This window comes from Micrococcus sp. (assembly GCF_030523875.1).
GTDB lineage: Bacteria > Actinomycetota > Actinomycetes > Actinomycetales > Micrococcaceae > Micrococcus.
Genome location: NZ_JAUNHR010000066.1, coordinates 4,800 through 11,736, shown reverse-complemented (window position 1 = coordinate 11,736; position 6,937 = coordinate 4,800). Strand labels below are relative to the sequence as shown.

The 6,937-nt window shown below is 72.7% G+C and carries 9 protein-coding genes; 4 read left to right on the top strand and 5 right to left on the bottom strand.

Annotation, left to right across the window (positions count from 1 at the left end; genetic code table 11):
* Positions 1–432: PKD domain-containing protein (locus tag Q4D18_RS09005; protein WP_303127508.1), on the top strand; the 432-nt coding region annotated here is incomplete at its 5' end.
* Here Q4D18_RS09005 and Q4D18_RS09000 read toward each other — a convergent pair.
* On the bottom strand, positions 433–1,278 hold the full coding sequence (locus tag Q4D18_RS09000) for an SOS response-associated peptidase (protein WP_303127506.1): 846 nt from the start codon (positions 1,276–1,278) through the stop codon (positions 433–435).
* Between the two features lie 171 nt (positions 1,279–1,449).
* Between Q4D18_RS09000 and Q4D18_RS08995 the strand changes: the two genes are divergently transcribed.
* The 3 genes from Q4D18_RS08995 to Q4D18_RS08985 all read left to right on the top strand — a co-directional run bounded on the left by Q4D18_RS08995 (position 1,450) and on the right by Q4D18_RS08985 (position 3,989).
* Positions 1,450–2,544 carry an S-(hydroxymethyl)mycothiol dehydrogenase gene (locus Q4D18_RS08995; RefSeq protein ID WP_303127504.1) on the top strand — a complete coding sequence of 365 codons (1,095 nt, stop codon included), beginning with the start codon at positions 1,450–1,452 and terminating at the stop codon, positions 2,542–2,544.
* Positions 2,544–3,200, top strand: coding sequence for an MBL fold metallo-hydrolase (locus tag Q4D18_RS08990; protein ID WP_303127503.1), 657 nt, complete (start codon positions 2,544–2,546; stop codon positions 3,198–3,200). The genes Q4D18_RS08995 and Q4D18_RS08990 overlap by 1 nt, the downstream gene beginning before the upstream one ends.
* A gap of 132 nt (positions 3,201–3,332) precedes the next feature.
* On the top strand, positions 3,333–3,989 hold the full coding sequence (locus Q4D18_RS08985) for a uridine kinase (RefSeq protein ID WP_303127502.1): 657 nt from the start codon (positions 3,333–3,335) through the stop codon (positions 3,987–3,989).
* On the opposite strand, the gene Q4D18_RS08980 is transcribed toward Q4D18_RS08985, so the two are convergent.
* From Q4D18_RS08980 to Q4D18_RS08965, 4 genes are all read right to left on the bottom strand, one after another.
* The gene (locus Q4D18_RS08980; RefSeq protein WP_303127500.1) at positions 3,949–4,740 is read right to left on the bottom strand and encodes a lipoate--protein ligase family protein; all 792 of its coding nucleotides are present in this window, start codon (positions 4,738–4,740) and stop codon (positions 3,949–3,951) included. The two genes, Q4D18_RS08985 and Q4D18_RS08980, sit on opposite strands and share 41 nt — an antisense overlap.
* The gene (locus Q4D18_RS08975) at positions 4,737–5,612 is read right to left on the bottom strand and encodes a thioesterase family protein (protein WP_303127499.1); all 876 of its coding nucleotides are present in this window, start codon (positions 5,610–5,612) and stop codon (positions 4,737–4,739) included. Before Q4D18_RS08975 ends, Q4D18_RS08980 begins: the two co-directional genes overlap by 4 nt.
* Positions 5,613–5,694: 82 nt before the next feature.
* On the bottom strand, positions 5,695–6,372 hold the full coding sequence (locus tag Q4D18_RS08970; protein WP_303127497.1) for a methionine ABC transporter permease: 678 nt from the start codon (positions 6,370–6,372) through the stop codon (positions 5,695–5,697).
* Positions 6,369–6,937 (bottom strand): NIL domain-containing protein (locus tag Q4D18_RS08965; protein WP_303127494.1); only part of this gene is annotated, 569 nt, incomplete at its 5' end. The genes Q4D18_RS08970 and Q4D18_RS08965, both read right to left, overlap by 4 nt.

The following is a 6,937-nucleotide window of genomic DNA, read 5'->3' as shown; positions in this document are numbered from 1 at the left end:
GAGGGCCGCGGCGTCCGCAACGCGGAGACGAACTTCTACACGGACGGCGAGGTCCGCACGCTGCGCACCACGATGAACGGTGAGGAGGTGGAGCTGCGGCTCACCCCCATCCAGTACATCTGGGACTACGGGGACGGCTCCGCCCCGCACGTCACGTCCGTGCCCGGCGGCGCGCAGCCCGGCTTCGACGTGCCCACCGCCACCAGCCATGTCTACGAGGAGACCGGTGCCTACCCGGTGACCCTCACCACCGTGTACGTCGGCGAAGTCCGGTACGCGGGCGGGGACTGGCAGCGGATCGACGGGCAGATCACCCGCACCGCAGCCCCCGAGACCGCAGACATCTGGACCACGTCCACCCGCAACGTCGCCGAGGACTGCGCCGCCGACCCCGGCGCCTGGGGCTGCACGGGGCCCGTCGAGAACCCCTGATCAGAGCAGCGTGCCCTGCTGCTCCCCCCGCTCCTCGATCAGCTGCGGCCCGTTGTTGCGCACGCTGCCGACCTCGCGTCCCACCGGGCGCAGGGCCCAGCCGCGGGCGACGTCGAACACCTGCTCCGTCATCCGCCCCACCAAGGCCTCGGCCTCGTCGGCCGAGCCGAGCTTGACCGGCTCCAGCCACGCGTCCATGGCCTCCGGGGACAGGGGCACCGGCACGCGGTCGTGCAGCTCCCCGAGCTGCGCGAGCACGGGGTCGGCGTCGTCGGCGGACGGGGAGTCCATGGTGAGGATGGAGGCGGACAGCACCCACGGGTCCTCCCCGCGGGCGTCCGCCTCCGGGTCCCTCCACCACTCGTACAGGCCCGCGAACCAGATCACCGGGCCCTCGCCGTCCCCGGCGCCGGCCGGGTGCACGTAGAACGGCTGCTTCTGGGCGGCCCTGCCGTCCGGGCCCTTGGACCCGGGCTCGGGCGTCCGCCACTCGTAGTACCCCTGCACGGGCACCGCGCACCGGCGCCCCCGGACAGCCGAGCGGAACGTCGGCTTCGAAGTCACCGTCTCCGAGCGGGCGTTGAACGCCCGCGACCCGACCGACAGCTCCTTCGCCCACGGCGGCACCAGACCCCACCGGGCCACGTGCAGCTCCCGCCGCACGGCGCCCCCACCGCCTGCACCGGCACCGGCACCCTCCAGCACGCGCTCCACCAGGATCGGCACGTCCGCCGTGGGGGCCACGTTCCAGTTCGGCCGCAGCTCCAGGCCCTCGTCCGGCAGCTCCCCGCCGCCGAGGGCCACCAGGTCACCGGCCGCACGGGCCATCACGTACCGTCCACACATGCGCCCGAGTCTAGGGACCCGTGGGCCGTCTCACGCCCTGTCGCCGCGCCCCGCACACTGCCCGCCCCAGGCGCGTGTGATGGGATGGGCGGCATGTCCGTGCCCCGGACCCGCGCCCCACGCGCCCCGCGGCGGCGGACCCACCTACCCCCACATCCTCAGGAGGACACCATGCCGCAGAAGGTGCGCGGCGTCGTCGCCACGGCGAAGGACGCCCCCGTCAGCATCGAGACCATCGTCATCCCCGACCCCGGACCGGGCGAGGCCGTGGTGGACGTCAAGACCTGCGGCGTCTGCCACACGGACCTGCACTACGTCCAGGGCGGCATCGGGGACGACTACCCCTACCTGCTCGGCCACGAGGCCACCGGCGTCGTCTCGGCCATCGGCGAGGGCGTCACCCACGTGGAGGTCGGCGACACCGTCATCCTCAACTGGCGCGCCGTGTGCGGCGAGTGCCGCGCGTGCAAGAAGGGCGAGCCGAAGTACTGCTTCGCCACCCACAACGCCGCCCAGAAGATGACCCTGGAGGACGGCACGGAGCTCTCCCCCGCCCTGGGCATCGGCGCGTTCGCGGACAAGACCCTGGTGCATGCCAAGCAGTGCACCCGGGTCGAGGGTGTGGACACCCCCGAGGAGCAGGCCGCCGTCGGCCTGCTGGGCTGCGGCATCATGGCCGGCATCGGCGCCGCCGTGAACACCGGCGAGGTCAAGCGCGGCGAGTCCGTGGCCGTGATCGGCTGCGGCGGCGTCGGCGTGGCCGCGGTGGCCGGCGCCAAGCTGGCCGGGGCGACGACGATCATCGCCGTCGACATCGACGGCAAGAAGCTGGCCAAGGCCGAGGAGCTCGGCGCCACGGTGACCGTGAACTCCAAGGAGCAGGACGCCGTGGAGGCGATCCGCGAGGCCACCGGCGGCTTCGGCGCGGACGTGGTCATCGAGGCCGTGGGCCACCCCGCCACCTACGAGCAGGCGTTCCAGGCCCGCGACCTCGCCGGCCGCGTGGTCCTGGTGGGCGTGCCCACCCCGGACATGAGGATCGAGCTGCCCCTGCTGGACGTGTTCGGCCGCGGCGGCTCCTTGAAGTCCTCCTGGTACGGCGACTGCCTGCCCGAGCGGGACTTCCCGATGCTCGTGGACCAGTACCGCCTGGGCCGCCTGCCGCTGGACGAGTTCGTCACGGAGACCATCGCGCTGGACGAGGTGAACGAGGCCTTCGAGACCATGAAGTCCGGCGACGTGCTGCGTTCGGTGGTGGTGCTCTGATGGCGCGCATCGACCACCTGGTCACCTCCGGCACGTTCTCCCTGGACGGGGAGACCCACGAGGTGGACAACAACGTCTGGATCGTCGGCGGCGCGGAGCAGTGCGTCGTGATCGACCCCGCCCATGACGCCTCCGCGGTGTGGCGCAAGGTGGAGGGCCGCCAGGTCCTGGCGATCCTGCTGACCCACGGCCACGACGACCACATCCGCCAGGTCCAGGAGTTCCGCCGCATGGTGGACGCCCCAGTCCTGATCCACGCGGACGACGCCATGCTCTGGGACGACGTGTTCCCGGACGAGGCCCCCGACGGCCACCTGTCCGAGGGCGACGTGTTCCGGATCGCCGGCACCGAGCTGCACGTGCTGCACACCCCGGGGCACTCCCCCGGCTCGGTGTGCTTCCACGCTCCGTCCCTGGGCGAGGCCGGCGAGGACGGCGAGCCGACCGGCGTGCTGTTCTCCGGCGACACCCTCTTCCAGGGCGGCCCCGGTGCCACCGGCCGCTCCTACTCGGACTTCGACACCATCATCGAGTCCATCCGCACGAAGCTGCTCACGCTGCCCGAGTCCACCGTGGTCCACACCGGCCACGGCGACTCCACGCGGATCGGCGAGGAGAAGCCGCACCTGCAGGAGTGGATCGACCGCGGCGAGTGAGCCGGGGCTCCACCGTGGCACCGGCCGGACCGTCACTTTCCGTCAGGACCGCATCAGCCAGACGCGGTCCTGACGGAAAGTGTCGGTCTCACCGAAGCAGGGTTCGGGTCGCATACGGGAGAATGTCTTCCCGTGAGTGACTCCCCCACCGCTGACTCCCCCTCCGATCCCGCCCGCCCCCAGGTGATCCTGCTCGGCGGCGCCTCCGGTGCCGGCAAGTCCTACCTGGCCCGCCGCTTCGGCCGGCCGCACCTGCCGCTGGACGCGTACTACCGGGAGATCGGCGAGGACCCGGAGCACGGCGGGTCCGGTCCGGCACTGCCGCGCACGGACTACGGGGAGATCGACTGGGACCACCACCTGACCTGGAACGAGCAGGCGGCGGTGGACGGGATCGTGGAGCTGCTCGAGGAGGGCGCCACCCTGCTGCCCGCCTACGAGATCAGCATCTCCTCCCGCACCGGCTCCACCCCGCTGGTCCTGGACGGGCCGGGGCCGATCCTCGCGGAGGGCATCTTCGCGGACCGGATGATCGCGGCGCTGGAGCGGGTGGGGGTCTCCTGTCAGGCCCTGTACATCGACTCGCCGCGCACGGTCACCGCGGTGCGCCGGTTCGGCCGGGACGTGGCCGAACGGCGCAAGCCGGTCCCGTTCCTGGTCCAGCGGGGCTGGGCGCACTTCCGCTCGGACCGCCGGGACCGCGAGCGCGCGGTGGCGGCCGGCTTCACCCCGGTGCCCAAGGCCCGGCTCAAGCGGATGCTGCGTGAGGCGGCAGCGGGGCCTCGCTGAGCCGCAGCCCGTTCCGCTCCGCCCACCCGGTGTACTCCGCCTTGAGGGCGGCCGTGAACCCGGGCACGTCCACCCCGGGGGCCACGTCCGTGGCGGCGCCGACCGTCCGCGGGTCCATCTGAAGGTCCAGCAGCCGATAGACGTCCGTGAGCACGGCGCGCAGGGGGGCGGGGTCGGCGACCACCACGTGGGTGGAGAACAGGAACGCGCCCTTGACCACGCGCTGGGCGGCGCCGGCCAGCTTGACCGGGTGCTCGGGCGCCGGCCCCTGAATCGAGTACTCCCCGGGGCAGTACTCCCCCGGAATCTCGCCGATGGAGGAGGCCACCCCCGCCCGCGCGAACGCGGCCACGAAGAGCTCGGCGAACTCGGCGAACCGGGCCTGCTGGGTGAGGGCGGCGTCCTCCTCCAGGGAGAGGTGGTCCACCACCACGCACCCCGGGTGGTAGGCGGCGGCCCGGCCCCCGGCGCGGCGCACCGCGGGCACGAACCCGTGGTCGCGGCACGCCTGCGCGGCGGCCTCGAAGCCGGACAGGCGGGCGTCCCGCTGGCCGAACGCCACGGTGGGCCGGGGCACGTACACCCGGATCAGGTCGGGGCGGGGCTCGCCGGCGGCCGCGGCCGCCCGGTAGGCGCCCAGCTCGTCGGAGGCCCACTCGAGGTCCTCGGCCGCACCGAGCGACGCCGGCTGCACGGCCCAGCGCAGCACGTCGCCGCCGGAGGGCGCCGGGGGGACGTCCCCAGCGGTCACAGCCCGCCCTCGGCCGGCCAGGCGCGCACGGTGAGGGTCTGCTCGACGTGGGCGAAGGGGCCGTCGTCGTCGTGGAGGACGGTGCTGGTCAGGCCCACGCCGTCCGGGCCCACGGTGACCTTTCCGGCCAGGCCGAGCCAGGAGCCGGCGGGGGCGCGGAACAGGTGGATCTGCAGGTCCACGTTGGGGAAGAACCAGCCGCCCGGCCGCGGGGGCAGGGCGGGGGCGATCCCGTTGGCGGCGTCGGTCAGCCCGATCAGGCGCACCAGGTCCGTGGTCTGCTCCCCCGCCACCATGTCCACGTCCGTGGTGAGCCACACGCGCCCGTGGCCGGCGGCGTGCCCGGCCACGGTCACCCCGGACAGGGAGGCGATGTAGCCGCCGTCCCAGCCGGACAGCGCACCGTCCTGCACGGCCTCGGTGCGCGGCGGCAGGGGCTCGTCCGGCAGCTGGGCGACGGCGGCGGTGTCCGTCGCGGACAGCAGCCAGGCGCGCAGGGTGAGCACGGCGCGGCCGCGGGCGTGCAGCACGGACTCGACCAGCTCGATGGTCCGGCCCGGGCGCAGGGTGCGGGTGACCACCTCGAGCTCGCCGGCCCACAGGGTGCCCAGGATGTCGTAGGACAGCCGGCCCACGCGCAGCCCGGCGGTGGTCTCATGCGCCTGCACCTCGTGCATCAGCAGCCCGGACACCGCGGCCATGTGCATCTCCTCGGCGCGCCACGCCCCCTGGGCGTGCACGGTGGAGCGCACGCGGGAGGTGCGGACGCCGTCGTCGTCGGTGACGGGGTCGGTCAGGCGCACATAGTAGGCGCGCGGGTCCTCCGCGGACTCGGAGCGGTCGGCGGCGGGGGCCTCGGTCTGCACGGTCATGGGCGGAAGTCTGCCAGAACGACGCCGGCCGGCGACCTCCTCGCGGGAGGTCACCGGCCGACGGGGCAGGCGCGAGGCGCCGTCAGCGGCGCATCACCTTGCGGGCCGCCCAGTTGCCGATCAGCTGCAGGGCCTGGACGAAGAGGATCACCACGATCACGGCCATCCAGGTCACCTCGGGCCGGAACCGGTTGTAGCCCTCGACGATGGCGAAGTTGCCGATGCCTCCGCCGCCGATGATGCCGGCCAGCGCGGACATGTCCACGAGGGAGATGATCACGAACGTGTAGCCGAGGATCAGCGGACCGAGGGCTTCGGGCAGCATCACGGACGTGACGATCCGCCAGCGCGAGGCGCCCATGGCCCGGGCCGCCTCGATCACGCCGGGGTCCAGGGAGACGAGGTTCTGCTCCACGATGCGGGCGATGCCGAAGGTGGAGGCCCAGATCATGCAGAACACCACGGCCGTGTTGCCGATGCCGGTGCCGACCATCGCGATGGTCAGCGGCTGGAGGGCCGCGATCAGGATGACGAACGGGATGGGGCGGATGAGGTTCACGACGAAGTTCACCACGAGGTTCACCGCGCGGTGCGCGAAGATCCCGCCCGGCCGGGTGGTGTAGAGGACGAAACCGAGGAGCAGTCCGAGCAGCCCGCCGATCAGGAACGCCCAGAACACCATGTAGATGGTGTCGCCCATGGCGGTGAGCAGTTCCGGACCGTAATAGCCCCAGTCGAGGTTCTGGAAGTTCTCGATCATCGGTTCCCCACCTCCTGGACGGCGCCGGCGGCCGCCAGCTCACGCACGAATCCCTCGACGGCGGTCGGCTCCCCGGTCAGGGACACCGTCAGCACGCCGTAGGAGGAGTCCTTCGTGGCGGACATGCCGCCGTGGACGATCTCGAAGGACACCCCGTGGGCGCCTGCGGAGCCGAGAACGGCGGAGACGGCGGCGGCATCCTTGAGGGACACCATGACGAGCCGTCCGTCCGTTCGTTCGCGGATGCGGGCGATCTCCTCTGCGTTGGGCCGGTCCTTGAGGGCGGTCGTCACGAACGAGGCGGCCTCCTCAGGGTGCGTGGGGTTCGAGAAGAGGTCGTAGACCCGGCCCGACTCCACCACCCGACCGGTGTCCATGACGGCCACCCTGTCCGCGATGGAGCGGATGACCTCCATCTCATGGGTGATCGCGACGATGGTCACCCCCAGCTCCTCGTTCACGCGTCGCAGCACGGAGAGGACCTCGGAGGTCGTCGACGGATCGAGGGCGGAGGTCGCCTCGTCCGCGAGGAGGATCTCCGGCTCAGCGGCCAGCGCTCGGGCGA

Coding starts and splice junctions, on each gene's coding strand:
- Q4D18_RS09000 (WP_303127506.1), bottom strand. CDS start 1,278: ATGTGTGGACGGTACGTGATGGCCCGTGCGGCCGGTGACCTGGTGGCC.
- Q4D18_RS08995 (WP_303127504.1), top strand. CDS start 1,450: ATGCCGCAGAAGGTGCGCGGCGTCGTCGCCACGGCGAAGGACGCCCCC.
- Q4D18_RS08990 (WP_303127503.1), top strand. CDS start 2,544: ATGGCGCGCATCGACCACCTGGTCACCTCCGGCACGTTCTCCCTGGAC.
- Q4D18_RS08975 (WP_303127499.1), bottom strand. CDS start 5,612: ATGACCGTGCAGACCGAGGCCCCCGCCGCCGACCGCTCCGAGTCCGCG.
- Q4D18_RS08970 (WP_303127497.1), bottom strand. CDS start 6,372: ATGATCGAGAACTTCCAGAACCTCGACTGGGGCTATTACGGTCCGGAA.